At 68.2% G+C, this 25,774-nt stretch carries 20 protein-coding genes and 2 pseudogenes; 11 read left to right on the top strand and 11 right to left on the bottom strand.

Going from position 1 to position 25,774, the window contains the following annotated elements:
- The first annotated feature begins 8 nt into the window (after window positions 1-8).
- The 3 genes and pseudogenes from NUT86_RS01160 to NUT86_RS01150 all read left to right on the top strand — a co-directional run bounded on the left by NUT86_RS01160 (window position 9) and on the right by NUT86_RS01150 (window position 3,750).
- The gene (locus tag NUT86_RS01160; protein ID WP_274732743.1) at window positions 9-1,412 is read left to right on the top strand and encodes an aldehyde dehydrogenase family protein; all 1,404 of its coding nucleotides are present in this window, start codon (window positions 9-11) and stop codon (window positions 1,410-1,412) included.
- 2 nt (window positions 1,413-1,414) lie between these two features.
- Window positions 1,415-2,517, top strand: a pseudogene (locus NUT86_RS01155) (NAD(P)-dependent alcohol dehydrogenase).
- A gap of 318 nt (window positions 2,518-2,835) precedes the next feature.
- Window positions 2,836-3,750, top strand: a complete 915-nt coding sequence (locus tag NUT86_RS01150; protein ID WP_274732741.1) for a class I SAM-dependent methyltransferase — start codon at window positions 2,836-2,838, stop codon at window positions 3,748-3,750.
- Window positions 3,751-3,952: 202 nt separating this feature from the next.
- On the opposite strand, the gene NUT86_RS01145 is transcribed toward NUT86_RS01150, so the two are convergent.
- Entirely contained in the window at window positions 3,953-4,906 is a 954-nt protein-coding gene (locus tag NUT86_RS01145; protein WP_274732739.1) for a hypothetical protein, read from the bottom strand.
- Between the two features lie 1,274 nt (window positions 4,907-6,180).
- Here NUT86_RS01145 and NUT86_RS01135 point away from each other — a divergent pair.
- Window positions 6,181-6,534 carry a beta/gamma crystallin domain-containing protein gene (locus tag NUT86_RS01135; protein WP_093635867.1) on the top strand — a complete coding sequence of 118 codons (354 nt, stop codon included), beginning with the start codon at window positions 6,181-6,183 and terminating at the stop codon, window positions 6,532-6,534.
- Between the two features lie 379 nt (window positions 6,535-6,913).
- Here the strand turns inward: NUT86_RS01135 and bla are convergent, their stop codons facing one another.
- A complete protein-coding gene (gene bla, locus NUT86_RS01130; protein WP_274732735.1) occupies window positions 6,914-7,858 on the bottom strand; it encodes a class A beta-lactamase in 945 nt (314 codons plus the stop codon).
- A 650-nt stretch (window positions 7,859-8,508) separates the two neighbouring features.
- On the opposite strand from bla, the gene NUT86_RS01125 reads away from it, so the two are divergent.
- The 3 genes from NUT86_RS01125 to NUT86_RS01115 all read left to right on the top strand — a co-directional run bounded on the left by NUT86_RS01125 (window position 8,509) and on the right by NUT86_RS01115 (window position 13,391).
- Window positions 8,509-10,092, top strand: a complete 1,584-nt coding sequence (locus NUT86_RS01125; RefSeq protein WP_274732733.1) for an alpha/beta hydrolase — start codon at window positions 8,509-8,511, stop codon at window positions 10,090-10,092.
- A gap of 353 nt (window positions 10,093-10,445) precedes the next feature.
- Window positions 10,446-12,008, top strand: coding sequence for an alkaline phosphatase D family protein (locus NUT86_RS01120; protein ID WP_274732731.1), 1,563 nt, complete (start codon window positions 10,446-10,448; stop codon window positions 12,006-12,008).
- A gap of 777 nt (window positions 12,009-12,785) precedes the next feature.
- Window positions 12,786-13,391, top strand: coding sequence for a hypothetical protein (locus tag NUT86_RS01115; protein WP_274732729.1), 606 nt, complete (start codon window positions 12,786-12,788; stop codon window positions 13,389-13,391).
- A gap of 69 nt (window positions 13,392-13,460) precedes the next feature.
- Here the strand turns inward: NUT86_RS01115 and NUT86_RS01110 are convergent.
- A pseudogene (locus tag NUT86_RS01110) lies at window positions 13,461-13,574 on the bottom strand (TetR/AcrR family transcriptional regulator); the annotation flags it as partial.
- A gap of 200 nt (window positions 13,575-13,774) precedes the next feature.
- Between NUT86_RS01110 and NUT86_RS01105 the strand changes: the two are divergent.
- Window positions 13,775-14,419, top strand: coding sequence for an SRPBCC family protein (locus NUT86_RS01105; protein ID WP_274732728.1), 645 nt, complete (start codon window positions 13,775-13,777; stop codon window positions 14,417-14,419).
- A 648-nt stretch (window positions 14,420-15,067) separates the two neighbouring features.
- Here the strand turns inward: NUT86_RS01105 and NUT86_RS01100 are convergent.
- Window positions 15,068-15,331: a transposase gene (locus NUT86_RS01100; protein WP_274732727.1), complete on the bottom strand. Its 264-nt coding sequence runs from the start codon at window positions 15,329-15,331 to the stop codon at window positions 15,068-15,070.
- A gap of 219 nt (window positions 15,332-15,550) precedes the next feature.
- Entirely contained in the window at window positions 15,551-16,444 is an 894-nt protein-coding gene (locus NUT86_RS01095) for an NADP-dependent oxidoreductase (RefSeq protein WP_274732726.1), read from the bottom strand.
- A gap of 70 nt (window positions 16,445-16,514) precedes the next feature.
- On the opposite strand from NUT86_RS01095, the gene NUT86_RS01090 reads away from it, so the two are divergent.
- Complete coding sequence (locus NUT86_RS01090) at window positions 16,515-17,090, top strand: TetR/AcrR family transcriptional regulator (protein ID WP_274732725.1); 576 nt, start codon at window positions 16,515-16,517, stop codon at window positions 17,088-17,090.
- Window positions 17,091-17,417: 327 nt separating this feature from the next.
- On the opposite strand, the gene def is transcribed toward NUT86_RS01090, so the two are convergent.
- The gene (def, locus tag NUT86_RS01085) at window positions 17,418-18,077 is read right to left on the bottom strand and encodes a peptide deformylase (protein ID WP_187412883.1); all 660 of its coding nucleotides are present in this window, start codon (window positions 18,075-18,077) and stop codon (window positions 17,418-17,420) included.
- Between the two features lie 101 nt (window positions 18,078-18,178).
- Between def and NUT86_RS01080 the strand changes: the two genes are divergently transcribed.
- Window positions 18,179-18,796: an ArsR/SmtB family transcription factor gene (locus NUT86_RS01080; RefSeq protein WP_274732724.1), complete on the top strand. Its 618-nt coding sequence runs from the start codon at window positions 18,179-18,181 to the stop codon at window positions 18,794-18,796.
- Window positions 18,797-19,201: 405 nt separating this feature from the next.
- On the opposite strand, the gene NUT86_RS01075 is transcribed toward NUT86_RS01080, so the two are convergent.
- From NUT86_RS01075 to NUT86_RS01065, 3 genes are all read right to left on the bottom strand, one after another.
- Window positions 19,202-19,906, bottom strand: a complete 705-nt coding sequence (locus tag NUT86_RS01075) for a Clp protease N-terminal domain-containing protein (protein WP_274732723.1) — start codon at window positions 19,904-19,906, stop codon at window positions 19,202-19,204.
- Window positions 19,907-20,657: 751 nt separating this feature from the next.
- Entirely contained in the window at window positions 20,658-21,377 is a 720-nt protein-coding gene (locus NUT86_RS01070) for an HAD family hydrolase (protein WP_159492005.1), read from the bottom strand.
- A 224-nt stretch (window positions 21,378-21,601) separates the two neighbouring features.
- Window positions 21,602-22,522 (bottom strand): ScbA/BarX family gamma-butyrolactone biosynthesis protein, encoded by a 921-nt coding sequence (locus tag NUT86_RS01065; protein ID WP_274732722.1) that lies wholly within the window; start codon window positions 22,520-22,522, stop codon window positions 21,602-21,604.
- A gap of 105 nt (window positions 22,523-22,627) precedes the next feature.
- On the opposite strand from NUT86_RS01065, the gene NUT86_RS01060 reads away from it, so the two are divergent.
- Window positions 22,628-23,242 carry a ScbR family autoregulator-binding transcription factor gene (locus NUT86_RS01060; protein ID WP_371874954.1) on the top strand — a complete coding sequence of 205 codons (615 nt, stop codon included), beginning with the start codon at window positions 22,628-22,630 and terminating at the stop codon, window positions 23,240-23,242.
- Window positions 23,243-23,642: 400 nt separating this feature from the next.
- On the opposite strand, the gene NUT86_RS01055 is transcribed toward NUT86_RS01060, so the two are convergent.
- Window positions 23,643-24,596 carry a phosphotransferase family protein gene (locus NUT86_RS01055; protein ID WP_274732720.1) on the bottom strand — a complete coding sequence of 318 codons (954 nt, stop codon included), beginning with the start codon at window positions 24,594-24,596 and terminating at the stop codon, window positions 23,643-23,645.
- Window positions 24,597-25,237: 641 nt separating this feature from the next.
- Window positions 25,238-25,684, bottom strand: a complete 447-nt coding sequence (locus NUT86_RS01050; protein ID WP_274732719.1) for a hypothetical protein — start codon at window positions 25,682-25,684, stop codon at window positions 25,238-25,240.
- Window positions 25,685-25,774 lie beyond the last annotated feature (90 nt).

Below are 25,774 nucleotides of genomic sequence, written 5' to 3'. Positions count from 1 at the left end.
CCGCCGGCATGCCGACGCGTCAGTCCCGTCGCGCGCACGGGACCCTTGGCGAACGCTTCGCCGTCCTCGATCCGTCCACGGGTGAGGCCTTCGACGAGGCTCCCGACCAGCAGCCGGACGTGTTGGACGCCGTCGTCGGCCGGGCCTGTGAGGCCTGGCGCAGCTGGCGGGCCGACCCCGTCGCCCGCGCCACCGCGTTGCGCGCGGCGGCCGACGCCGTAGAGGGGGCCGGGGCCGACCTCGCTCCGCTGCTCACCCGTGAACAGGGCAAACCCCTGGCTGAGTCGTATGCGGAGATTGCCCGCGCGGCGGCCCGCCTGCGCTACTTCGCCGGCCTGGACACCCGCCCTCAGCCGATCACAGACGGTCGGCCGGTGCACAGCGAGATCCGCTGGCGTTCGCTCGGGCCCGTCGCCGCGATCGTTCCGTGGAACTTTCCCCTCCAGCTCGCGTCGGCGAAGTTCGCGCCCGCACTCGCCGCGGGCAACACGATGGTGCTCAAGCCCTCTCCGTTCACGCCCCTCGCCACACGGCTGCTGGGGTCCGTCCTCTCCAGCGCCCTCCCTGAGGACGTACTGACGATCGTCACCGGTCGTGAGCCCCTCGGCGCCCGCCTCGCGACTCATCCAGGGATCCGCCACGTGACCTTCACCGGTTCGATTCCCACCGGGCAGGCTGTCGCGGAGGGCGCGGCCGCGTCGCTAGCCCGGGTCACCCTGGAGCTGGGCGGTAACGATGCCGCCATCCTGCTGGAGGACGTGGAGGTGGAGAGGATCGCGGACCGGCTGTTCTGGTCGGCGTTCCGCAACTGCGGGCAGGTCTGCATGGCGGTCAAGCGCGTCTACGCCCCGGCCCGGCTCTACTCCCAGGTGGTCGAAGCCCTCGCGCAGCGCGCGAAGACCGCCGTCGTCGGAGCCGGGCTCGACCCGGGCTCACAGCTGGGGCCGGTCAACAACGCCCCCCAACTGGCCCGGGTCGAGCGCTACACGGCCCAGGCCCTGGCAGACGGCGCCCGAGCCGTGGCCGGTGGCCACCGCCTGGACCGGCCGGGCTACTTCTTCGCCCCGACGATCCTGGCCGATGCCCCGTCCGACAGCCCGGTGGTGACGCAGGAGCAGTTCGGCCCTGTCCTGCCGGTGCTGCCGTACAGGAGCCTCGACGAAGCCGTCGAGGCGGCCAACGACACCGGCTTCGGGCTGGGCGGCTCGGTCTGGGGGACCGACCTCGACCGGGCCGAGGCGGTGGCCGGCCGGCTGGAGTGCGGGACGGCATGGATCAACCACCACGCCGAACTGTCCCTCGCCCAGCCCTTCGCGGGCATCAAGCAGAGCGGTGTCGGCGTCGCGGGCGGGCTGTGGGGGCTCTACGGGAACCTCAGTCCGTTCGTCGTGCACCGTCCGCAGGAGGCGTGACGATGAGGTTCGGTGCAGCGGTACTGCGCTCGTACGAGAGCCGATTCGCCGTCGAGGAGGTGATCCTGAACGCGGGGCCGGCCGACGGCGAGATCCTGGTCAAGATCGCGGGCTGCGGGATGTGCCGGACCGATCTCGCGGTCCGGCGTTCGGCGGGCCGCTCACCGCTGCCGGCGGTGCTCGGCCACGAAGGGTCCGGGATCGTGGTCGAGACGGGCGGCCCGGGCACCGGCCTGAGCGTCGGCGACCATGTCGTGCTGAGCTTCGACTCCTGCGGACACTGCCGGAACTGTATGGGCGCGGCTCCCGCGTACTGTGACTCCTTCGCCTCGCTCAACCTCTTCGGAGGACGCAAGGAGAACGCGACGCGGTTCACCGACGTGGCCGGGGGCGCACTGGCCCCCCGATGGTTCGGCCAGTCCTCGTTCGCCGAGTACGCGATGGTCCCGGCCCGCAACGTCGTCCGGGTCGACCCCTCGCTGCCCATCGAACTGCTCGGACCACTTGGCTGCGGCTTCCTCACCGGCGCCGGAGCGGTCTTCAACTCCTTCGGCGTCGGCCCCGGCGACACCCTCGCGGTCTTCGGCGCGGGTGCGGTGGGTCTGGCCGCGGTGATGGCGGCACCGCCGGCGGAGCGGTGACCGTGGCCGTCGACCGGCACCCCGAACGGCTGGCCCTCGCGGAGCGCTTCCACGCGATCCCACTGAACGCCGCATCCACCGGCCTGCCCGACCGCATTCAGCAACTGACCGACGGCGGAGCACAGTACGCGCTGGACACCACCGGCTCTGCCCAGCTCATCAACGACGCGCTCCGGGCCCTGCGCCCGACCGGCCACCTCGGCCTGGTGGCCCGGCTCCACACCGCGCTGCCGCTCGAGCCGGGGACACTGGACCGCGGCCGGAGGATCTCCCACCTCTGCGAGGGGGACGCGGTGCCGGGACTGCTGATCCCGCGGCTGACCGGGCTGTGGCAGGCCGGGCGGTTCCCCTTCGACCAGCTGATCCGTACGTACCCGCTCGCCGACATCAACGAGGCCGAACGCGACTGCGACGCGGGCCGCGTGGTCAAACCCGTCCTGCTTCCGGAGGGGAGGGCTCCGTGAGCGAGGCGTTCAACGCCACGCCACTGCCTATCTGATCGACTCCGATCGACCGCCAGCCAGCGGCCGGCCATGGACACCGCACCGCCGTAGCCGGCCGACGTGGCGAACTGCCCCACGCCGAGCCGGCCGGATTCCTGAACCGGGCGGCCGAAGGGCTGTGCGCCATCGAGTACACCCCGAGGAACGGGTCGCGCAGAGCTGTAGCGGCGTGCGCTCACCGCAGATCCACCACCAGATCCACCATCAGATCCACCATCAGATCCACCATCAGATCCACCATCAGATCCATCATCCGTATTCCGCGCCAAGGGAGGACACATGGTCGGCACAGCGCATCGGAACACCGGCGTGGAAGACGTGGAAGGAGGTGTCGGCCTGACCGCTCTCCTGGTCGCCGCGGCACGGGCGATCGAGACCCACCGCCATGACAGCCTGGCCCGGGACGTCTACGCAGAGCACTTCGTACTCGCCACACCGGCCTGCGCGGGCTGGCCGGTCCGCGTGCAACAGGTACCGGATGGGGACGCGAATCCGCTGTGGGGACGATTCGCGCGTTACTTCGGCCTGCGGACCAGGGTCCTCGACGACTTTCTCCTCCGGTCGATGCACGCGGGCGCCCGTCAAGTCGTCCTACTCGGGGCGGGGTTGGATTCGCGGGCGTTCCGACTCGATTGGCCTCCCGGCTGCGTGATCTTCGAGATCGACAGGGAAGGCGTGCTGGCGTTCAAGCACAAGGTGCTCGGCGGACTGTCGGCCACCCCGAAGGCAGCGCGCGTACCGATCCCGATCGATCTGCGCGCCGACTGGGTCGGAGCACTGACCGACGCCGGCTTCGACACGGCCGCACCGAGCGTCTGGCTGGCCGAGGGGTTGCTGTTCTACCTGCCCAACGCCGCCGAGACGTACCTCATCGACGCGGTGGACCGGTTGAGTACGGAGGGAAGCGCCCTGGCGTTCGAGGTCAAGCTCGAGAAGGACTTGCTGGCATACCGCGACAGCCCGCTCTACACCTCGACGAAACACCAGATCGGCATTGACCTGCTCACCCTGTTCGACAGAGAGCCGCGGCCCGACTCCGCAGGAAATCTGGCGGCCAAGGGCTGGTCCACATCGGTCCACACCCCCTTCGACTTCACCCGCCGGCATGGACGCGGCCCGCTGCCCGAGCAGAACGACGCACTGGCGGGAAACCGGTGGGTGTTCGCCAACAAGCCCTGCGCTGCGGGCACGTGACGGCCCGGCAAGCGGTCCGAGGCCACCAGGCCAGAGGCGACATCCTGAAGAGACAACGACACCGGCGTGCGCTTCAGGGGCAACAAGCCGGACACTCCGAGCCACGGGAGGCGACCGGGGCGTAGCTCCACCGGCAATGCTGCTCCCGGCCAACGACCGTGTGATCCACAACTGCCTGGATCGGTCAAGGCGGCACCCTTGCTCAGGCATCCTCGACTACGCGCACAGACGGAGACCGCAGTTTCCTGGTCTCGGCCGGCAACGCTCGGCGCTCCGCGTTCCGAATGCCTATGAGCTCGTCGTCCCACCCCGAATCACGCAGCTCGGCGTCGGTGCTGATCACCTCTGCGTCGCTTCGGCCGGTGCCCGCCAGATGGCCGATGAACCCAAGTGGCAGCCGCTCGATGCGCCACCCCGGCCATGCGGCGGCCAGCTTCGCTCTGAGCTGCGACGTCACGGCTTCCGCCGTCCAATACTGAAGTCGGCGTGAGAGGAGATCGATAACCGCGCCGGATCCGGCTACCCCCTCCTCTGGTAGGGGATAGGGGTCGTGCGCAAGCAACTCCGTCGTGAGCGGCTCGCCGTGCTCAGCCAGCCAAGGTATGACGTCGTCGACGTGCAGCTGGAAGTCCCGGACCACACGATCGGTGCCAATGATGCTCACCATCGCGTCCGTGAGCGCGAACCACTCGGCGCTGGTCTCGTGGTACAGGACCGATATCTGAAGCCGGGCAGGGTCCCAGTCGACGAACCAGCCCTCACGCGAGGTCAGTCGAGCTGCGGCCGGCGACGGCGCGTTGCCCTCGGCTGAAGTCGCGGCAGGTTCGACCGGCCCGAGCCCTGGGCGCATGTCGACGAAGTCCTCGTGCCCGCCCCAGGCATACCCGACGTCCCAGTCGGCCCACCCCCGAGCCATCGCCCGCCGCTTCGCGAAGACCTCGTGGTAATTGGCGCCACGGCTCCACAAGCCGCAACCGTAGAAGCGGTGCCGACGAGTGACGAGATCGAACGCGACACCGCGGCAGAAATATCCTGTGTCCAGAGCTTCTCGCGCACTGCCGTCATTCCCCGGCACGCCGGCGAGCCGAATCCACTCGATCAACGCATCACGATCACTCTCGCCGACGAGATCCCATGTTCCCCACTTCTCTGTCACCGTCCAGCAGGATCCGTCTCCGTCCCGAAGGAAGTACGCGGTGTGGCAACTCATTCCGGAACCTTAGGCAATCTGCGGTTGGGAGCAACATTGCGAGGTTGCGTCGGCGCTGGACCTCCCGGTTGAGGCCTGGTAGCCGGCCGCCGCGGCGCCCGCGATGGTGCCGCTCCTGGTCGGTCTTCTCGGGGATCGTGTGCGCGAAGCCGTGTCGCCGCAGGTAGCCGCGGAAGCCGCGAGAGCTGTAAGCCTTGTCCGCGATCACGTGGCCAGGTCAGCGGCGTGGCCGACCCGGGCCGGTCCTCGTTCGTGCGCCGAACCTGCATAAGGCGACCGCTGCGGCTCTCTTGGCTGTTGTACGGATGCGCACAACTTGCCCTTGCATTCGAGTCGTTCGGTACCACCCCACTCTCTCCTGATTGCTGGTGAGAACGCGAACCGAAATGATCTGAACCGCGACCCGATGGATAGATGGATAAGCAGTCCGCCGCGACCGGGATTCCGCCCCCTAGAACTTCCGTGGCCGATCATGTGCGAAGCCAGATGGCGAGGGCGGGTGCGGTGGGGTCGATGCGGAGGAATGCGTAGCCGCCTTTCCAGCATTGGGTGGCGACGGCCTCGGGCGTGCTTGAGCTTGTTGAGGCCGTTCGTCGGTGTTGCGTTTGCTGTGCCGCTCTTCGCCGAAGCAGGATGCTCTATCTGGATTCAGACGAGTTGCTGGGAGATTTCCCCGGCTTCGGCGATCTCCTGCCGGTCGGAGCTGTCAATGATGTCGCGGAGGGGTTTCGGGGCCCGTGGGCGATGTTCATCACCGGACCTCCGGAGTCGCCGCCGGTGGGAATCCTGGACACCTTTTCCATGCAGAAGTCCGAGCCGCCCGGTCGGTGTAGCGGTTGCAGCGGTGGGCGTCCGGCATACGACGCGCAGGTCCTATTGCTTGAGCACGGGGGAGTGGCAGGTGTTTTGGCCCCGGTGCAGGTGGCGCCCCACCCGTACTGCCGCACGGCCTGGTCGGGTGGACACGGGCCGTACTGGTGGTCAGATACCCGCTGGGCAAAGAAGTCGTGGCCTGGTGTGTCCCGTTCCCGTGTTCCAGGAGGCCTACGTATGTCCTGGTCAAGGCCCATTTCATCGTTCGGGCGTCCCGAACTGCCTGGCTTTCGTTGCGGCTGGGACGGATCACCCCACAGTCTCGGGTCAACCGAGCACCACATCGAGGCCACCCACGGTGGTTGCGAAGTGAGCTCGTGGTTCGACATCCGAAGCAAGGAGCACTTGTGATCTCAAAAACGAAGAAGGCTGCGCGTTCCGTGGCCGTGGCGTTCGCCGCGGCCGCCGCGTTCACTGTGACTGTGCCGACCGGCAACGCTTTCGCCATCGACGAGGTCCCCTGTCGCGGTGGGGAAAACTTCCTGAAGATCTGGTCCCACAGCGACGGGAAGCAGAGCGTGGACTGCTACGCGAACCGTGGGAAGATCTCCTTCGGCGGGTGGTGGGTCGACAAGATCTCCACGGGGAACAACGACTTAATCTACTACGACGCCAATGGCGATTCGGTGAAGGTCGATCGGTGGCACGAGATCTCCTACCCGAACCGTCCGCCGAAGGTCAACGAAATCGAAATCCTGTGACGAGTCGACGAGTCGACGGGTTGACGGGTTGACGAGTTGGTTCCCGGGACGGCCGTTTCCACTGAGTGTCCATTCCTGGATACTGCCGCTTCCCGGGCGCGCAGCGGATTTTCCGTAGCGTGAACCTGCTCGCATCCGGCTGTTCACTGATGCCGGCCAGGCCTCTCCGGGCGTGGCCGGCATCGTGTTATGAGTCGGCAGTTCGTTGTGAGTTGCAGGACGTCGAGAGCCGTTCCTTGCCCGAGGCCCGATTCGTCGTGCTGATCAGTCTGGGGCGGTGGTTCTCCCCGAGCCCGGAACACACGGTGACCGCCGCGCCCGGACCGCTCGGCGTTCGGTCACCGCGGCGCCCGCCTGCAGCGCATGAGCCGGCCTCCTGCTACGACAGCGTGTCCGCCACCACGGATGCCGCTTCCGCGATCAGTTTGTTGTCGAAATCGGCGTCCTTCTTGAAGCGGTTCGACATGATCGCCACGGCGATGGGGGCGCGGCCGGGGGGCCACACCACGGCGATGTCGTCGCGGGCGCCGTAGTAGGTGCCGGCTCCGGTCTTGTCGCCGACCACCCAGCCCTTGGGCATCCCGGCCCTGATGACCTCGTCTCCGGTGGTGTTGGTCCGCAGCCACTTCGTGAGCTGCTTGCGATCGCCCTTGTCGAGGACGTCCCCGAGGACGAACGCGCGCAGATCCTTGGCCAGCGTCCGCGGCGTGGTCGTGTCCCGCGTGTCGCCCGGGGTCCACTGGCTCAACTTCGGCTCGATGCGCTCCATCCGGGTGACGTCGTCACCGATCCCCTTGAGTACGCCCTCGAGGCGCTTGGGTCCGCCGAGGTCCTCAAGGAGCAGGTTGGCCGCGGTGTTGTCGCTGTAGCGGACGGCGGCGTCACACAGCTCGCTCAGGCTCATCCCGGTCGCGACGTGCTTTTCGCTCACGGGAGAGGTGGCGACCAGATCGTCCTTGGAGTACTTGATCACCCGGTCCATCGCGCTCGGGGAGTGCTTCCGCAGTACGGCACCGGCGGCCAGTGCCTTGAACGTGGAGTTGTACGAGAACCGCTCGCCGTCTTTGTAGGCCACCTCGCGCCCGGTGCCGGTGTCGACGGCGTAGACACCCAGGCGCGCGTCGTACTTGCGCTCAAGCTTCTTGAATTCGCTGGCGAACGGCTTCGCGTCCGCACCCGTCCTCGTCTTCGCGGCGGACGAGGACGGCACGTCGGACGGAGACGACGAGTCCGGGGCACCGCCTTGGCCGCAGGCTGCCAGCGGAACGAGGGCGAGTGTGGCAAGCGCACCGACAACGGCGCGCCGGGCACGGGTGTGCGGCATGATCCAAACCTCCAAGTCGCCCCGTATGCAGGGCTATAGGGGAGAGAGCGCACGGCCCATCCCGGTGAGTGGTCATCTGTACCCGGCCACCTTCACCTCTGCGCGGCTATGCGGTCCAATACACTCATGCGCTGTTTCATGCTGAACTGGCATAGAAGTGCAGGAGAGTTCAGGCCGTGAATCTCGTCGGAGCATGTCGCGCGCGTTCGTCAGCGTCAGCGAGCGCGGGAGTTCCACCGTCGGAGCGGCTGCTGCCGCCCGGATGTCCCAGTCGGTGGCCGGCCGTCGCGACTGCGCGATGCGGTGGACCTGCGGCCCGCACAGCCCGTCGCCGCGACCGACCTGACGACCGCAGCGGCAGAAGTCCTCTGCCCCTCGGCGACCTGTTGCTGTGCTCCCTCGACGGGCCGTGGGACTCGCCCTGATCTGGCGGGCCCATCGGCGAGATCACGCTCGGCCGGGAGTTCGCCCTTCTGGACACTGGATACGACGGACGCGGACGCACCGCGTAGGACTCCAGGACCATATGCCCCGGCAGTCCGTCCACCCACAGTCGGACACACTGTGCCCTGCTGACGGATTCGCCCCAACTTCCTTGTGCGCAAGGGTGAGTGCGTCCCACACGCACCGATCCGAAGGGCCATCCCCACGTGCGAAGCAGACGAATAGCCCCTGTCCTGGCGGCGAGCGCCGTCGCGGCGGCACTGGTTCCGACACTGACGCCGGCGACCGCCTCCGCCGCTGAGAACCCCTTACCGCAGCACCTCGAGCAGAGACCGGCGTGGCACCGCTGCAGCAGCGCAACCCCTGCCTCCTTTCAGTGCGCCACCATCAAGGTCCCGTTGGACTACAGCCGTCCCGGCGGCAAGAAGATCGACCTCGCGATATCGCGGATCAAGGCGAGCAGTTCTGCCGAACGCCGCGGTGTTCTGCTGGTCAATCCCGGGGGACCGGGCGGCCAGGGCCTCGATATGCCACAGGTCCTGTCGGCCGAGCTCCCCAAGTCCGTGACGAGAAAGTACGACCTCATCGGCTTCGATCCGCGGGGTGTCGGCCAGAGCTCCCCCCTCAGCTGCGGCCTGACCGCCGAGGAGGAGAACTGGCAGCGTCCCTACAAGGCCGCAACGTTCGCCAAGGACGTCAAGTGGGCCCGGACCGTCGCCGAGAAGTGCAACGCCAAGCAGGGCGACAAGCTGCGCCACATCACCACCCGCAACACCGCCCGTGACATGGACGTGATCCGGGCCGTGCTGGGCGAGAAGAAGATTTCCTACCTCGGGTACTCGTACGGCACCTATCTCGGAGCCGTCTACACGCAGTTGTTCCCGAAGCGCAGCGACCGGATCGTCCTGGACAGTGCCATCGACCCCGCACGGATCTGGCGAGGGATGATACAAGTCTGGGCGGAAGGCAGTGAGCCCGCGTTCACGAGGTGGAGCGAGTGGACCGCCCAGCGGAACGCGACCTACAAGCTGGGCAACACCCCGGACAAGGTCCGTAAGACCTTCTGGGGTCTGGTTGCCCGGGCCGACCGGAAGCCGATCGAGTTCAAGGGCGCCATGGTCAGCGGTGACGACATCCGCGCGGGGCGCGCCATGTTCTTCAGTGTGCGCGATGCCGCCGAGGAAATCGTCGAGCTGAAGAAGGCCGCCGACGGCAGGGCCCCGGACTCCAACCCTGACACCGGGACGCCCGAGCGACCTGCACCGCCGTCATTCGGCCGTGCCGTGCCCTCGGACAACGCCAGCGCCGCCTTCTGGGCAGTCGCCTGTGCCGACACCCGTGCCTGGCCGCGCGACCCCGAGCAGTACCGCCGCGACGCCATCCGGGACAAGGCCAAGTACCCCTTGTACGGCGACTTCGCGTCCCACATCAAGCCGTGCGCGTTCTGGAAGAAGAACGGCAGCGAACCCGCCACCACGATCGACAACAAGGTCGGGGTACTCACCCTGCAGAACGAGTGGGACTCCCAGACACCTCTGTCCAGTGGCCTCGGCATGCACCGGGTCATGAAGGGCTCGAGGATGGTCACGGTCGCCGGGGGCGCCGGACACGGCATCTACGGTTCCAAGTCGTGCGCCGACAAGACGGCCACCGCGTACCTGACCACGGGCAAGCTCCCCGCGAAGGACGTGACCTGCCAGGCACCCGCGGCCGCACGTGAGCGCAGCAGCGCAACCAAACTGCCGCTTCCCCCGCCTCCGGGCATCCCGGGGATGCCCGGCCGCTTCTGACCCGTTCCGGACGAGGTGATGTGACGTGGGGCTTCTGCACGGGCGGAGGCCCCACGTTATGTGGAGACCGCGCAGGTGCGTCGTGACCGCCGCCTCCTGAGTGCCGACAAGGCTTGCACGGCCGTCGGCCTAGGACAGCTCGGCGAGCGGCCGGTGTGGCGTCAGTCGGCACCTTTCAGACTCTGAGAGGGCGTTTGGGGAGTCGTGCCCGTTTCTTCGCGTGGCTTGAATTAGTTGGGCCCGGCGCCCCCGCCCATTCACCGAGCCGAGGGGTGCCGGCTCCCGCGGGTGAGTAGACATGCGCGAAGTCGTGCAGATACGCCTGCCGTCGAGCCACCCAGGGAGCACTGACCATGGCAATCCAGCGACGCCAACTCCTCCGATCCGGCCTTTTTCTGGGCGCCGGAGCCGCTCTGCCCACCGCTCTCGCGAGCGCCGGACCCGCTCTCGCCGCGCCGGCCCTCGTACGGAGCGGACGCCCCGCCCTCACCCACGGCGTACAGACCGGCGACGTCACCGCGCACGGCGGCGTCGTCTGGACCCGGGCCGACCGGCCCGCCCGGATGGCGGTCGAGGTGAGCACCCGCCCCGACTTCGGACGGTCGGTGACCATACCCGGCCCCGTCCTCACGGCCGAGACCGACTTCACGGGCAAGGTCAAACTGTCCGGGCTGCCCGCCGGCAGCGACGTCCACTACCGGGTGCGGCTCGCCGACCCCGGCGACGCCTCGCTCGTGGGCGAGCCCGCGACCGGCCGGCTGCGCACGGCGCCCACTGTCCGCGACGACGTGCGCTTCGTCTGGTCCGCCGACCTGGCCGGCCAGGGCTGGGGCATCAATCCGGACGCCGGCGGCTACCGCATCTTCCGGGCCATGGCGGAGCGCGACCCGGACTTCTTCCTGTGCAGCGGCGACTTCTGGTATGCCGACGGCGTGATCCCCGAGACCCGGACCCTCCCGGACGGCAGCGTCTGGCGCAACCTGGTGACCCCGGAGAAGTCCAAGGTCGCTGAGACCCTGGCCGAGTTCCGCGGTCAGCACAAGTACAACCTCATGGACGAGAACCTCCGCGCCTTCGCCGCGGCCGTCCCGCAGATCAACCAGTGGGACGACCACGAGGTCCTCAACAACTGGTATCCGGGCGAAGTGCTCACCGACACCCGCTACACCGAGCGGCGCGTGGACGTCCTCGCCGCCCGCGCCCGGCAGGCGCTCTTCGAGTACCTGCCGATCGAGACGGGTCCCAGCGGCGACGGCCGCGTCCACCGGGTCATGCGTTACGGGCCGCTCCTCGACGTCTTCGTACTCGACATGCGCAGCTACCGGGACGCCAACAGCGCGAACACCGGCCCCGCCACGGACAGCGGGATCCTGGGCGCGAAGCAGGTCGCATGGCTCGAACGCGAGCTGGCGGCCTCGCGGGCGACCTGGAAGGTGATCGCCGCGGACATGCCGCTGGGCCTCGTGGTGCCGGACGGCACCGCCCAGGAGGCAGTAGCGCAGGGCGACGGCGGCGCTCCGCTGGGCCGCGAAGGGGAGATCGCCCGGGTCCTGTCCTTCATCCACCGGCGGCACATCGCCAACACGGTCTGGCTCACGGCGGACGTGCACTACACCGCCGCCCACTACTACGACCCGGACAAGGCGGCCTTCCAGGACTTCACGCCGTTCTGGGAGTTCGTCTCCGGCCCGCTCAACGCCATCGTCGCCAACGAGCCCAACAAGCTCGACGGCACGTTCGGCCCCCAGGTGCGCTTCCAGGCTCTTGCCCCGGACGCGGAGCACAACAATCCGGCGTTCGGCCACCAGTACTTCGGCGAGGTCGACATCGACGGCTCGTCCAAGGTCATGACCGTACGGCTGCGCGACATCGACGGGAAGGTGCTCTACTCCGTGGCAATCGACCCGCAGCGCTGAGGAGCCCGCAGGACCAGGAAGGGCGCAGGCCGGGACACGTCGTTCGCGTCTCGGTCTTGCCCTCCCGGCGTACCCGGTAAATGTCTCAAGTGCCCGCCCAGGCACTCAAGCAGGACGGGTGGTCCGCAGGAGTCGTGCTTACCGTCGCGCCAGTACGGACAGTCCGGGCTCGGGTCGGGCTCTCGCTCTCGCTCTCGCTCTCGCTCTCGCTCGGCGAGGATGCCGTGCTTGACGAGTCACTTGAGCTCCGAGCGGACACCCCCGATGCATTTCGGCTGGAAGCCGAAGTCCGGGGCGCCTACCCACACCCCTCAGGCGACGACAGCACGACTACTCAAACTCGCGCGAAACTCCCTCTCAGACGCGTGGCGCTCGGCCACTGTTCAGCCATCGTTCGTGAGATTCGGCGGCCCACGAGTTTTGAGAACCTACAGCTCCTCATCCGACGCGGCGGACGTCCCACGCGTACTGCTCCCCACACCCGACCAGACTGATGACCTCGACCGAGTTCCCTGGCGGTGTGTGGGACAGGCCAAGGCCCCCCGTGACGGGACGCATCAGGCCGGGCCGCACCCGTACGGAGATGCGCGAGCCGAATCCCACCTCCACCAGGTGGAAAGCCAGCCCAGGCTCCCCGAGCACCGTCCAGGACTGGCCGGCGCGCGTCTCGCCTCTTTGGCGAATCCGGTGTGCCGCCCGCCGGGCTGCGGCATCGTCGTCTCCAGCGCCCCGTCCGAGGGCGCGCTCGGGTGAAGGCGAAGCGGCTGGAGGGCTGCCATGGGTGAGCGTGAGTCGTGGACGACGGAGGAGTTCGGCGCCTCGCACGAGGGCGCGGTCGGTGTACTCCTGGCCGACGGCACCGTTCCGGGCCCTGTCTTCTTCCAGATGAATTCTGGTGGAGGTGGGCAGTCGGTCTCGCAGTGGAGTGTCTACGACGGCCACTTCGCGCATGTACCGCGGGCGGCCGCGCTGCGCGCGGTGTGTTCCTGCGGCTGGAACGGCACAGAGCACCGGCTGGACTGGGACGAGATCGGCGACCAGGAGCTGGCCAAGGCGGGCGCGTTCGCGGCGGATGCGTGCCTGGAGGATTGGGACGAGCACACCGTCATGGTGGAGAATTCGGCTGTACCTCTGCCGGAGACGGTCACCGGTCTGCTGGCTCAGCTGGCGGGGGAGATCGAGAGGCTGGCGAAGTCCTCACCGCTGGCGGCCGTTCGGGCGGCCCGCCGACTGGAGGTGACGGCTGCACAGGTCGGGTACTGGCCGGCCCACGATGCCCGGCGGGACGTGACCGCCGAGCAGGCCGCAGCCGCCCTCGGGCTGAACGAGGACGCGGCGCGGAAGCTGATGGCACGTCTTGGCCGTTGGAGCCCCTACCGCTGAGCTTCGGCTTGGGCGCGGCGGCGGACATGGGCAAGGCCCTTGCAAGCACGCTGAACTGCACCTTTGTGGGGAGAGCGCGGATGCCCCGTCGCCGGCGATGTGGTCCCAGGCGCGTTCCGTGATCTCGGCTCGCACCTGGGCCCGATGGCGCTCCCTCGGGTTGTTCGCACCCGTCGCCGCCATGGCCCGCTTTACCCCACCTGTCTAGCTACATCCTCAGGAGTCAGTTAGAAGCTATCGCGCACCCATTGCTTCACTTCGCCGTAGCGTTATAACCTCTAACGAACACTTGAGCTTATATCTCACTGCGGGCGCGCGGTGTCGCTGCGCGCCCTGCCCGAACAGGCAGCTCTTACGCCCCCGACCGATAAAGGGAGAACTCCATGTCCGGCATCCGCAGCACCGGCGTCCGCGCCGCCCTGTTCACCGCCCCGCTCTTACTCGGTCTCCTCGGTACCGCTGCCGCACCCGCCGGGGCCATCGGCTCCCTCACCTCCCACCCGGACAAGTCCCTCACCTGCCGCGGGAAGGGCGTAGACCCCGACGCTCTCGTCCGCCACCGGACCGAGATCGTGATCAACGCCCCGCTGCGCACCGTCTGGAAGCTGCAGACCGACGTGGAGCGCTGGCCGTCCTGGCAGACCCCCGTCGAAACCGTGGAACGCCTCGACCATGGCCCTTTCCGCAAGGGTTCGGCATTCCGCTGGACGACCCCGATACCCCCCAACCCGTCGACTCCCGCCACCAGCCTGGATATCACCTCGACCGTCCAGCAGATCAAGCACAACTCGTGCATCCGCTGGACCGGCCCCGCGATCGGCGAAGGACTGCGCATCGAAGGCGTCCATGTGTGGAACTTCACCAAGGCCAAGGGCGGCGTACGTGTGAGCACCGAAGAAACCCACACCGGCGCACAGGTCGAAGCGGACGTTCCCACCGCGACCAAGCTCCTCCGCGAGGGCCTCGAAGCTTGGCTGCGCGACCTGAAGTCCGCCGCCGAAGCCCGCGCCCATAACCGGCCGCACTGACCCACCAACCGGACCCGCGCCCGCTGAGCGTCAGTCAGCGGTACAGCCGGGCCGCCGATCCGACGGTCCGAAGGAAACGGCCCAAGCCTCGATCGGGCAGTCGTCGGGCTGGTCAGCTACGGCACTCAGCGGCCAACTCCAGCACTCGGTCACAAAGTTCACCCGTGTGTGCTGCGTCGTAATTCGAGCATGTGATGCCATCCGGGGGGATGTCCTCCTAGGACTTCCCTGGCGACCTTCTGCAGGTCGAGTGCGCCTTGTACACCAACTACCGCCAGCTCGCCCAGGGGAGAACCCCTCCCAGGCCGCCGTCCTGCGCCGCACCCTGCAGCGGCTGTCGGTACGGATCGCCACGCATCCGTACTAGGCGAGCATCCCCGGCCGGCGTCGACGGCCGGGACGGCGCTCAAGCGGCGGACTGGGCACCGGATGCTGGCCGGGAGCAGCAGTCGAGGCTCGCGAGGCAGGTCGCGTGCGGCGAACCGGGCACCGCAACCGGCAACCCGCAACCGCACCATGTGTCCATCGCATGCCTGGATGCGTGAGGTGGGCGGCGGCTAGAGCGACGGCCACCTCGGCGGTTCGGCATGGTCGGGCTCGGTGGAAGCGCCGGGATGGTGGACACGGAACTGTCCGTCGTGCAACGGGTCAAGGGGTGCACCAACACGTACAAGACCGTGACCTTCTCGCCGGACGGGAAAACGCTCGCCGCTTTGTCTGACGACTGCACGTGCGGCTGTGGGACACGGCGACCCGGGCAATATCACGCCACTGAACACCCGTCCGCACCCGGTGCAGAATCCCGTCGATCACCTTCCGATGGTCCCGCCACCTGCCACAACGCCTGTTGCTGACCGGCAGGAACGGCCTCAGCCGTTCCCACTCCTCATCCGTGAGATCACCCCGCCCCATGCCCGGACCAACGCGCGAGACAGGCGATAGTCCGAGCCGTCTCCGCACCGGGCGGCGACCGGCCCGTCCGGAAACGCGCCGACGGCCCCACCGGATCTCGACGGAGGGCGCCGCGGTCGCCCTTGTGGGCGAGGCGTAACCGCCCCGGTTTCGTCCGACGCCGCTTCACCACCCGCCAGTGACCGGCCGTTCGGCGCGGGACGCCGGGCGGGCCGCGGCTCAGACGACCAGGACCCGGCGCCCCCGGGTGTGGCCGGCGCGGCTGTCGGTGTGCGCCGCCGCTGCCTCGGTGAGCGAGTACGACTTCTCGACCGGGATGTGGAGCCTGCCCCGCGAGATGAGGTCGACGGCCTCGGCGAGCGCGTCCGGCACGCTCCCGGCCACGCCGGAGAACCGGACGCCCAGCTGCGGCGCACCGAGGTCGGCGATGGAGACGACCTTGCGCGGGTCCCCGGTCAGCTCGACGAGTTCGCGGATCACGCCCGAGCCGGCCAGGTCGAGGGCCGCGTCGACCCGGCCCAGGTGCCGCACCCGTTCGACCCAGCCCTCGTTGTAGGTCGTGGCGAGGGCGCCCAGGCCGCGCAGGTAGTCCTGGTTCGCAGCCCCGGCCGTGCCGATCACCGTGATGCCGCGCTCGCGGGCGATCTGCAGCACCGCCGACCCGACGCCGCCGGACGCGCCGCTGACCAGCAGCGTCTGCCCGGGCCGCACGCCGACCTCGCGGATGACGCGCAGCGCGGTCTCCACCACCGACGGGTACCCGGCCGCCTCCTCGAAGGTCAGCCCCTCGGGCATCCGGGCCCAGGCCGACAGCACGGCGAATTCGGCGTATGTGTCGGCGCCTTCGCCGAACACGCGGTCGCCGACCTCGACCCCCTCGACGCCCTGGCCGACCTCATCCACCACCCCGGCGGCGTCCAGTCCGACCCCGGCGGGCAGCTCGACCGGATGGGCTCCCAGGACCTGGCCCTCCCGGATCCTCCAGTCGACGGGGTTGACACCCGCCGCCCGTACGGCGATGCGTATCCGACCGGGGCTCGCGTGGGGCTCCTCGGCTTCCACCAGTTGCAGGACCTCGGGACCGCCGAACTCGGCGAAACTAATTTTCCTCATGCCGCCGAAGATAGACCTAACCGTTAGGGTTTCACAACGGTTATGGATTCATACCTGGTAGTGTCAGGGCATGACCGAGCCGTCCGGACGCCGCGAACGCAAGAAGGCCGCGACCCGTCAGAAGATCGCTGACGCCGCGCTGCGGCTCTTCCTGGAGCGCGGGTACGACGCCGTGGGCATCCGTGACGTGGCGGCCGAGGCCGACGTGGCCGTCACCACCGTCTTCGCCCACTTCGCCTCAAAGGAGGCCCTGGTGTTCGAGCGCGACCAGGACTTCGAGCAGCGCCTCACGAGGGCGGTAACCGACCGGCCTCCGCACGAGCCGCTCATCCCGGCGCTGCACCGCGAGGTCCAGGCCCTGGTGCGGCACTGCACGGCGGAGGGCAGCGCCCCCGTCCGACGCATGATCGAGGAGTCACCCGCCCTGCGGGAATACGAGGAGTCGATGAGCCTGCGTCACGCGCAGGCGCTGGCAGCGGCGCTGGCCGCCGATCCCCACCTGTCCCGGAGTGCGACGGCCTGCCGGGCGACCGCGCGGTTCGCCATCGACGCCTACGCGCTGGCCTGCCGGGCGGACGATCCCGGGGCCACGGTGGACGAGGTCTTCCGGATGATCAAGGCGGCCTGGGAAGCCACCGCGCCCTGAGCCGGGGACGCCGGCGCGCTGCGGACGGCGCCGGGGCCGGCACACGATCCCGGAGAAGACCGACAGTCAGGCCGCCCGCCTGCGGGAGGGCTCCCCGCGGCGGGCGGCCCGCGGCAGCCCTCGTCATCTGGCTCCACACATAATCGGCCGGACAGCTCCTAGGCGGGCACGGGCACCGCGGCAGTGGGGGAGGGCAGCCGGGTGAGCCGTACGGCCCAACCCGGCCGTATCAGGCAGGGCGGAGCAGTCCTGGACCTTCACCAGCGCCCGTAGCTACGGGACGTCGTCCTCCCCGGCACGCCTCAACTGAACTTCAGAGAACACCAGTCACTTGCCGAGCCGATTCGCCGCCGAGGCGCGCCGGGCGAACACCTTGTCCTGGGAGTCCTGCATCTCCCGGAGAGCAGCTTTCCGCTCCCGCTGTGCGAGCCGGTCCAGATACAGGTGGCCGTGCAGGTGATCGGTTTCGTGCTGCAGACACCGGGCGAAGTACCCCCTGCCCTCGATCACCAGAGGATTGCCGTCCTTGTCGACGCCCCGGACGACAGCACGGTCGAGGCGAGGGACCACGCGGTAAGGGCCGGGGACTGACAGGCAGCCTTCGGGTTCTTCCACCAAGTGACGGTCGTCGGCGGATACTTCCTCAAGAACCGGGTTGGCGATATGCCCAACGTGACGCACACCCCACTCATCCGTGATGTCCCACACGAACAACTGCAGATCCACATCCACCTGGTTGGCGGCGAGCCCAGCCCCCTCCGCTACCTGGTTGGTGGCGAACATGTCATCGATCAGCCTCGCCAGCTCCGCCGTGCCGAATTCAGTCACCTTGCGGCACCGGCGGCGCAGTATCTCCTCCCCGACCACGGTGATCCTGCGCACCGCACCACGCTCCACCTCCGGCGCGAGCCGTGGATAGGACTCGACGGGCTTGCCCTGCACACGCACCCGGCGATCCCGCACCGTGTCACCGAACCCAACAGCCATGAACCATCAATCCCTTCTACGCAGCGCCTAGCCACCGGCACCCAGCCGCCGAGAGACCTGACGGCTTGCCAAGTGCTTTGCAAAGTAGCAGGCTTTGCAAAATGAGTGATGGAAACCGTCGAGTCGAAGCCGCGGAGGCCCTGCAGGACCGGGCCCGGCGGCTCCTGCCTGACCACCCCGTACGAATTGCCCTGCTCGACCTGATCGCCGAAACCGGCACCCTCACCTCCACCGAGGCCGCCGCCCGCCTGGGGCACAGTTCCGGCCTGTGCTCCTTCCATCTGCGCCAACTCGCCCGGTACGGCCTCATCGAAGAAGCGCCTCACCATGGAGGCCGGGCCCGGCCGTGGAGGCTGCGATGGGACACTCCCCAGCACACGGGCGAGGAAGAGTCGGAAGAATTCACCGCCCTCGCCCGCGGGCTGGAGGACGAGAGCTACCAGCACTGGCTGGCTCACCGGGACCAGGCGCCGGCGGGGTGGCAGCAGGACGAATCCTTCAGCACCGTGCTCCACCTCACCCCGGCCGAGACAGCCGAACTCGCCACCTCCATCCGCCGCCTGCTCGCCGGCTACCGCAACCGGGGGGATCACCCCGCCACACGCTCACCGAATGCCGTGGCTGTAGCCGCAGTCACCCGACTGTTCCCGCTCCTCACCGAACATCAGCTGCCACCGCAGTCCACGCCAAGCCGCGTTGAGGGATCGACCGATTCCTGAGCAAGATCAATTAATGGCCATCCCGAAGCCGGGGCGACGCGGGACCAGAGCCCTTTCAAGTACACAAAGCCACACCGAAAGATGCTGCACACCTCGGACAACTCCTCTTCAGAGGTGGGCTGGTGTGGAGGCGGCTGCGTACAGGGGCTGAGTGCGGAAGGCAGGAGCCGGTTCTCGTGGAGCCGCTACCGTTGGAGGGAGCTTGCGAGCGGCTTGTGCGATGCTGGCGCTTGCTGACCTCTTACTGACGGTTTCGAAATGAGTCGTAGTGCACGGCTGCCTCTCACCCACCGTGCACTACAACGTTTTGGCGGCGTCGGGTGGGGGTTGGCGGCACAAGCGCACCCTCCCGTGTCGGGTGGGAAGGCTGTGCCGCCCGGTCCTGCGCGGCGGCTGATCGTCTGGCTACTGCTCGTTGCGTGCGGCGGACCGTTTGGTGATCTTGGTCTTGATCGTCTCGCGCAGTTCGTCCGGCGTGAAGCCGAGGTTGTGCAGGATCTGCGCGGCTGGGCTCTCTTCGGTGCGGATCAGGCCCAGTAGTGCGTGTTCCGTGCCGACCCAGTCGTGGCCGAGGTCGGCCGACGCGCTGCGTGCCTGCTCGATGGCCTCCTTGCTCTCCGGCCGGAACGCGATGTGTCCCCGCAGTGCCTTCTGTCCGGCCGGCGGCATCGCTTCCTCGATTGCGTCGCGGATGCGTTGCTCCGACCCGGTTTTCGCGATCAGTACCTCGTATGCCAGGCCCCGGGGTTCTCCGAGCAGGCCGAGCAGGAGGTGTTCGGTGCCGATGGAGTCGTGCTTGTGCGTTCGGGCGGCCTCCTGTGCCAGCACGATGCTGTGCCGGTTCAGGTTGGTGTACCGCTCGAAGGGGCCGGGTGCGTGGCGCTGCTGGGCGGCCTGCTTGGACACCCCGATGGCGTCGCCGATCTCGGTCCACGACGCGCCGGCCTGCTTGGCCTTGCTGACGTAGTGGTCGATGAGCTGGTCACCGAGGTCGGACAGGGTCTGGGCGCGCAGTCGCGCCTCGCTGATGCGGGCCAGTTCGTTGGCCTCGGGGAGTTCCTCGTCGAGTCGGGCGATCAGGTCGGCGAGGCTGATGTCGAGTGGACTCATGCGTCAACCTTAAGTTGACGATCGAGGGTCGTCAACCTGTAATTGACGATCGCCCCCGGGGCTGCTCCCGCAGTGTCGTGCGACGACCCGGCGCCGCTCGGGCCCGGTCGCGACCCGCTGGACCGCTTCGGAATTGCCTTGTGGAGCTTGGAAGTTGAGGGGCGGGCCGACAAGATTCTTCGCGTGATGCCTGCCGGCCTGGTGCCTGATGATCTGTGGGAACGTGGGGCGCCGTTGCTGCCTGTCCGTCCGCCGTCTCGGGCGGAATCGAGCGGATCGTCGGTGGGTGTGAATGTCATGGTCAGGTCATGGAGCGTCGTGGCGCACCGCTCCAGCAGCAACGCCCCTCGCCGCTGGAGCCGCGGCGCCCGCGAGTGCGGCACCGTGGTGAATGAGAAGGGAAGGTGCGGCGCGGTCGCCCCCCGGCGGTCGGGAGGTACTGACGCGCATCGGGGCACCGGATCCTCCTACCCCGGCAGCCGGCTCCGCACGTCGTACCGGGGCCGTGGCCAGGGGATCCCCACGGCGATTTCCCGTAGCGACGCCTCGGGCCATGCTGGCCCCTGGTCGGGCCTGAAGAGCAAGTTGACCTGATGAGCCAGTTGAACGGCGTCGCCCCGTCGGTGTCGCGGGATGCCGGGCACCTCATGGCCTGACGAGGCGGTGGCGCCCGCACCGCAGGTCACCCTGAATGCCACCCGGCCCGCGGCCCGTCATGAAGTCCGCCGCGGGCCGGGCCGCCGTCATGACGTCATGCCGTCGTCGTCCCGGGCCCAGTGGGGCCAGTGCCCTGGGCAGGGATGCGGGCATCGGCCCATCCCTGCACAGCCGGCTCTGCCAGCGAGTGGACCCACCAGTCGGCCAATGCCGTCTCCCTGTCGCTGGGGCGGGGGCCGACTCCGAGTACCCGCATGCCCGCGCCTGCGGCAGCTTGGATGCCGCAGTGGGAGTCCTCGACGGCCAGCGTGTCAGCGGGGTCCACCCCACAGAGTTGGGCGGCGGTGAGGTAGACGTCCGGATGAGGTTTGGGTCTCGTGGTGTCGTTGGGTACCACAATGTGGCTGAAGCAATCCCGGAGTCCAGCCATTCCCAGGCAGGACTCGACGACTTCAAGCGGGCAGTTGCTGGCCACGGCCAGCGGGGCGAACTGCACGGTCGAATGCACCAATTCCGGCGCCCCGGGCATGGTGGTGGGGTCTGCGGCGACGAGTTCACGGAAGTGCTTGAGCAATGATTCCGTCATGTCCCCGGTCAGTTCCGGTCGCCCGGCCACATCGGCCATTAAGCGCCCGCATTCGGTGTAGTGCAGCCCTCGCGCCTTTTCCGCGAATTCGTCCGAGAGCGCGCAGCCGTAGCTGTGCAGCACCATGTCACGGGCGTCCTCCCAGTGGCGTTCGGTGTCCATCAACGTGCCGTCACAGTCGAAAACGACGGCCGCGGGGGTCCAGGAAAGGATGCTGTCTGCGGTCATTCGGGAGTCCGTTCTGATGGGGCCCGAAGGCGCCGATGCGACCGGTCGCGAGAGAGGCAGGGCAGCGTCGGTTCCACGGACGCCCGGCACCGGGCCGAGGGATTCCGGCAGGGCAGATCCCATGGAGAGGAGTTCTTCCGCTCCAGCCGGAAAATAGCGATCGTTACGTTACGGATAGCAACACAGAGAGGTCAACCAATTCACAATTGTCAATATTGTGTGCTCTACGTATAACTGAAGGTGCCGCAAGCCGTCTCTGTGCCTCCCTGGAGGATGCGGAATGCACACGTCGAGCCGTGCCGGGTGCACAGCACGCGTGCGGGTGGGGTCAGTTCGGTGAACCGGGAGGCCTTCAGGCTGCCGAAAAGGGGCCGGCTCAGCCTGCCCCGACTGCGGTACGAGGCGGCCTGGCGGGCGGCTTCCAACAGCACCATGCCAGGCACGTGATCGGTGGGATGGTCGAAGAAGAACGGGTGCAGCGGGTCGGCCGGCGAGACCAGCAGCTCGCCCTGGTCGAGAGCGAGGACCGCATCATGCGGGTGATTCACGGTCAGCTGTGCGGCCGGCGGGTGGTACCAGCCCTCCGGAGGGCGAGCTGGGATGGCATCGACCGCGCTCCTGGCGCGCAGCGCGGTGAAGCGCGCGCCGTCCAGGAATCGCACGCCCCCGCCACCTTGGCCGAAAGCCACCCCGCACGCGGCGAAGGTGACATTCAGTCGCAGTCCGACGGCGGACTCGTCCGGCGCCCGCCGTACGGCGCTGACCCGTGCCGAGCAGGTGATTTCGGTCGCTCCGGCGCGGGCCGGCAACTCGTCGGCGGGGCTGAGGTGGAAGTACAGGTCGGTGATGACCGCACGGAAGACCTCCGGAACCGCGTAGAACCGCAAGGGAATGTAGAGACCGAGCTGACGCAGTGTTTCCACCAGAATCAGCGGGCTGTGCCGCTGCGACCCGTCGCGGGGGAACGTCGCATGCGCGCGTGGCCATGACGCCGCCGCCAGGAAGACGTGCGGGGTATCGGTCGGCCGTACATCCGTAAGGAGGACCTCTGCCACCGAGGTCCGGTGCACCAGCTCCCGCTCGACGGTACGGGACCAGCTGAGCGGCTCACTCTTTCCGACGGACCTGACCGTTGAGGTGCTCATACGACCAGGGAATACCGAAATTCGAACATGCGCACCCTTGAATTCCGGGGCGCGGGGAGCGGTAGGTTGCCTTCCGGCGGAACGGGAACAACGTTTGAGGTGTACGTGCAGATCCGGGCGGAAACGACGCGCAGGTTCCTTCTTGAGGCGGCGGCAACCTTGTTCGACGAGAAAGGGTACGCCGGTACCAGTATCAGCGACATCAGTGCGCATTCCGGTCGCACCAGCGGGGCCATCTATTTCCACTACGCCAGCAAGGAGAAGCTCGCCCTCGCCATCGTCGAGGAACATTTCGCCACGTGGCCGCATTTGATCAGCCGCTACCGGCAGCCCGGCCTGCCGGCCTTGGAGAAACTCGTCGGGCTGAGCTTCGAGGTGGCACGCGCCTTTCGAGACGACATCGTCGTCCGGGCCGGAGCACGCCTTTGGGCCGAACGCAAAGCCATCAACGCCCAGCTCCCTGCACCGTTCCTCGGCTGGATCGAAGCCGTTACACAGCTACTCGAAGAAGCCGCCCGTAACGGTGAACTCGCTGCCGATGTGCCACCTGCCGCCACCGCCCACGGCATCGTCTGCTCCTTCTTCGGTCTGCACACCGTCTCCGACGCCCTGGAGGGACGCCGGCACATCGAGGAGCACCTGCATGACCTGTGGACTCTGCTGCTCCGCGGCCTCCAGGCCGAGCCTGATCCCGCCGGTCTGCTCGGTCGCGTGCGCTGAGCGGCGCGCGACGTCCACCGATCTTGCAGACGTTGAGGAAGGTTGCAGTCCGCAGCTGCGCCTGTTCCAGTGGATGGGCCGCGGGGATCGTCGGGGAGCGGCGTGGCCGTGCACCCGGGTGTGCCGTGCGGGGTGCCCGGTGAGAGCGCCCGTGCGGCGGCGGTCATTTGTGCGGTCCCACGGGGTCGTCCCGCGTCCCCACCGGCCTCGGCCTGGCCGCTGGCGTGCGATGTCGAGGTGGTCGACGGACGAGGACGGCACGGGCGGCTTTGTAGGTGAGAGTGAGGTTCTGTCACAGATCACGGGGAGTGGTCACGGCGGGCGATACCGCTGTTCGAATCGAGGTAGGGCACAGGCTATGGCGGTTCGCCGCCGTGCCCGCGTCCCGGACCGTCTTGGCTCAGCCCAGGGCGTCCATCAGGGCGGTGACATAGGCATCCAGCCGCTCCTCCACGGCTCGCGTCGTCAGCTCTGCCCTCCCTGCTTCCCGCCACGGCTGCGCCACCAACTGCACTTCTTCCCAGAACGCCAGCCCGTCCCGCACCTGCCAGTACAGCCGCTCGCTCGCGGCCGCGGCCAGCACCCCGCCGGCCTCCTCATACGCCTCAGCGAACCGCAGACCCCACGCCGGGCCGTGCAGCAGCGCGAGATTGGTCGAGCAGTGCGCCACATCGAGATCCGCCGGGCCCCAAGAGGTCGCTGCCCAGTCGACGACGCCGGTGATCCGGGGACCTGCCGACTCTGGGGGCGACACGTCGAACAGCACGTTGCCGGGTTGGAAGTCCCGGTGCAGGAATCGCCCTTCATAACGCGGCGCGGGCCTGCGGATCACGTCGATCGCCGCGGCCCATGCCGCCGCGTCGGCGCCCTTCGGAGTCACGACGGTGTCGGCGGTCGTCCACGCCACATACTCCCGGGGCCGCTCGGCGGGTCGCAACGCGTGGATCGCAACGAGTTGACGGGCCAGCAGAGGAACGCGCGTCTCCAATCCCTCATCGTCGAGGACCGTCCGCCCCGCCAGATGTGTCATAAGGAGCGATGGATACTCGCAATGCGCGGCGGCCGGATCAACCGCGACCAGTCCAGGAGCCGGCACGCCGGTCCCCGTGAGCAGGGTCAGGTCACCGGCCTCCCTGTTCAGCCAGTCCTCGGCATGCTCCACGTTGACGAAGGTCCGCAGTACCAGGTCACGGGTGCCTCCGTCCGGTCTGCCGATGGTCAGCCGCCGCATTTCGGCGGTGATGCCGCCGTGCAGCACCTCGGTTCTGACGATCCGTTCGCCGACCTCCAGGTGCCGGCTCACCCAAGCCAGTGTCAACGGCCGGACAGCCGCCGCCTCGTCGTGGTTGGTCACCGTGCCACTCCATCATCCGGACGACGGCACGCGCAAAGCCTTTCGTTGGAGGCGATGGCAACCCTGCTCTATTCCTCGTGTCCGTTCAACGGCACGTCTCGCAGCTGCTGCAGCCACCGTTCAGGCACCCGCATCGAGCCGTGGCCACAGCCTGGATAGACCCCGTCAGCGGGCACAGGCAGTGATCGCCAGGAGCCGTCACAGGCGGTGGCGAAGTAACTGCGAGCGGGGGGAATGCACAGGGCACGGCCTCATCGCCGACATCACCGAGGAGAATGACTGAGCGCCCCGATCGGCCCCGAGGACCTCACGCGCGAAGTCCCCCTGGAGGTCGAGCCAGTCTCGATTGAAAGCGGGGCAGCCTGGCCGGGCTGTGTGTTGACCGTCGTGGCGCATGCTGGCTCCGGCGTCCGACGCCAGGCTCTTCATGGTCGACGAACTGCTTCTGGACCTCGCGCACAGAGCACGAGGCCGTGTGCGGCGCAGCGTCATGACGACGAAGTCCCCTCCGAACAGGGCGCCCCCGAGGGCGCGGAGGCCGTCGAGGTGGCGCCAGTGAGGCGCCCGACGGGCCGCTGATGAGGCCCGTCGGGCGAGGTTCCTTTGTCGTCGAGCACATGAGCTCTCAGGAAAGCGTTGGCCTAGCGCCATGCGGTACGAAGAACGGGATCGATCTCTGCCAGGACCTCGTGCAATTGACGAGCCCCCAGTGCAACACGGTTGTCGGTGTCTTGCGACATCTCCTCACACAGCCGTATCGCATTGTCCCGGTCGCTGGTGAAGATGCTGAATACATCGACGATTGCGGTGTGGATCCAATCGCTGTGATTCGAGTTGGCGACTGCCAGTGCGGACGCGACTATTGTCAGCCCGACTCTGTCCTTTCGCCGAAGCAATGCTTCCGTGGTCCGCCGGGTGACAAAGGTGTCACCTGAGTCGAGCACAAGCTCCAGCAGCGGCCCGAGGGCCTCCTGCATCTCGGCGAACGCTGCCAGGCCGTGACCGGCGTCCGCCCGGTCACGGTAGTCATGACTTCGCCCGAGCTCGCCTAGTGCCACGACAGCTGCCTGCCGCAGGTCAGCGTCCACCTGTTTGCCTCCCTCCCACGACTCCGGTCAATGTACCGTCGAGGCACCTTATGAGGAGATCGCCAGGACGGGGCCAAGGGCACGGTGCCT

It is taken from the genome of Streptomyces sp. G7(2002) (genome assembly GCF_028870195.1).
GTDB lineage: Bacteria > Actinomycetota > Actinomycetes > Streptomycetales > Streptomycetaceae > Streptomyces > Streptomyces nigrescens.
This window is presented reverse-complemented; position numbering and strand designations above follow the sequence as displayed.

Excerpts from the sequence above, each read along its gene's own strand:
- NUT86_RS01160 (WP_274732743.1), top strand. The coding sequence starts at position 9 with ATGCCGACGCGTCAGTCCCGTCGCGCGCACGGGACCCTTGGCGAACGC.
- NUT86_RS01150 (WP_274732741.1), top strand. The coding sequence starts at position 2,836 with ATGGTCGGCACAGCGCATCGGAACACCGGCGTGGAAGACGTGGAAGGA.
- bla (WP_274732735.1), bottom strand. The coding sequence starts at position 7,858 with ATGCCGCACACCCGTGCCCGGCGCGCCGTTGTCGGTGCGCTTGCCACA.
- NUT86_RS01120 (WP_274732731.1), top strand. The coding sequence starts at position 10,446 with ATGGCAATCCAGCGACGCCAACTCCTCCGATCCGGCCTTTTTCTGGGC.
- NUT86_RS01115 (WP_274732729.1), top strand. The coding sequence starts at position 12,786 with ATGGGTGAGCGTGAGTCGTGGACGACGGAGGAGTTCGGCGCCTCGCAC.
- NUT86_RS01105 (WP_274732728.1), top strand. The coding sequence starts at position 13,775 with ATGTCCGGCATCCGCAGCACCGGCGTCCGCGCCGCCCTGTTCACCGCC.
- NUT86_RS01100 (WP_274732727.1), bottom strand. The coding sequence starts at position 15,331 with ATGGGGCGGGGTGATCTCACGGATGAGGAGTGGGAACGGCTGAGGCCG.
- NUT86_RS01095 (WP_274732726.1), bottom strand. The coding sequence starts at position 16,444 with ATGAGGAAAATTAGTTTCGCCGAGTTCGGCGGTCCCGAGGTCCTGCAA.
- NUT86_RS01090 (WP_274732725.1), top strand. The coding sequence starts at position 16,515 with ATGACCGAGCCGTCCGGACGCCGCGAACGCAAGAAGGCCGCGACCCGT.
- def (WP_187412883.1), bottom strand. The coding sequence starts at position 18,077 with ATGGCTGTTGGGTTCGGTGACACGGTGCGGGATCGCCGGGTGCGTGTG.
- NUT86_RS01080 (WP_274732724.1), top strand. The coding sequence starts at position 18,179 with ATGAGTGATGGAAACCGTCGAGTCGAAGCCGCGGAGGCCCTGCAGGAC.
- NUT86_RS01075 (WP_274732723.1), bottom strand. The coding sequence starts at position 19,906 with ATGAGTCCACTCGACATCAGCCTCGCCGACCTGATCGCCCGACTCGAC.
- NUT86_RS01070 (WP_159492005.1), bottom strand. The coding sequence starts at position 21,377 with ATGACCGCAGACAGCATCCTTTCCTGGACCCCCGCGGCCGTCGTTTTC.
- NUT86_RS01065 (WP_274732722.1), bottom strand. The coding sequence starts at position 22,522 with ATGAGCACCTCAACGGTCAGGTCCGTCGGAAAGAGTGAGCCGCTCAGC.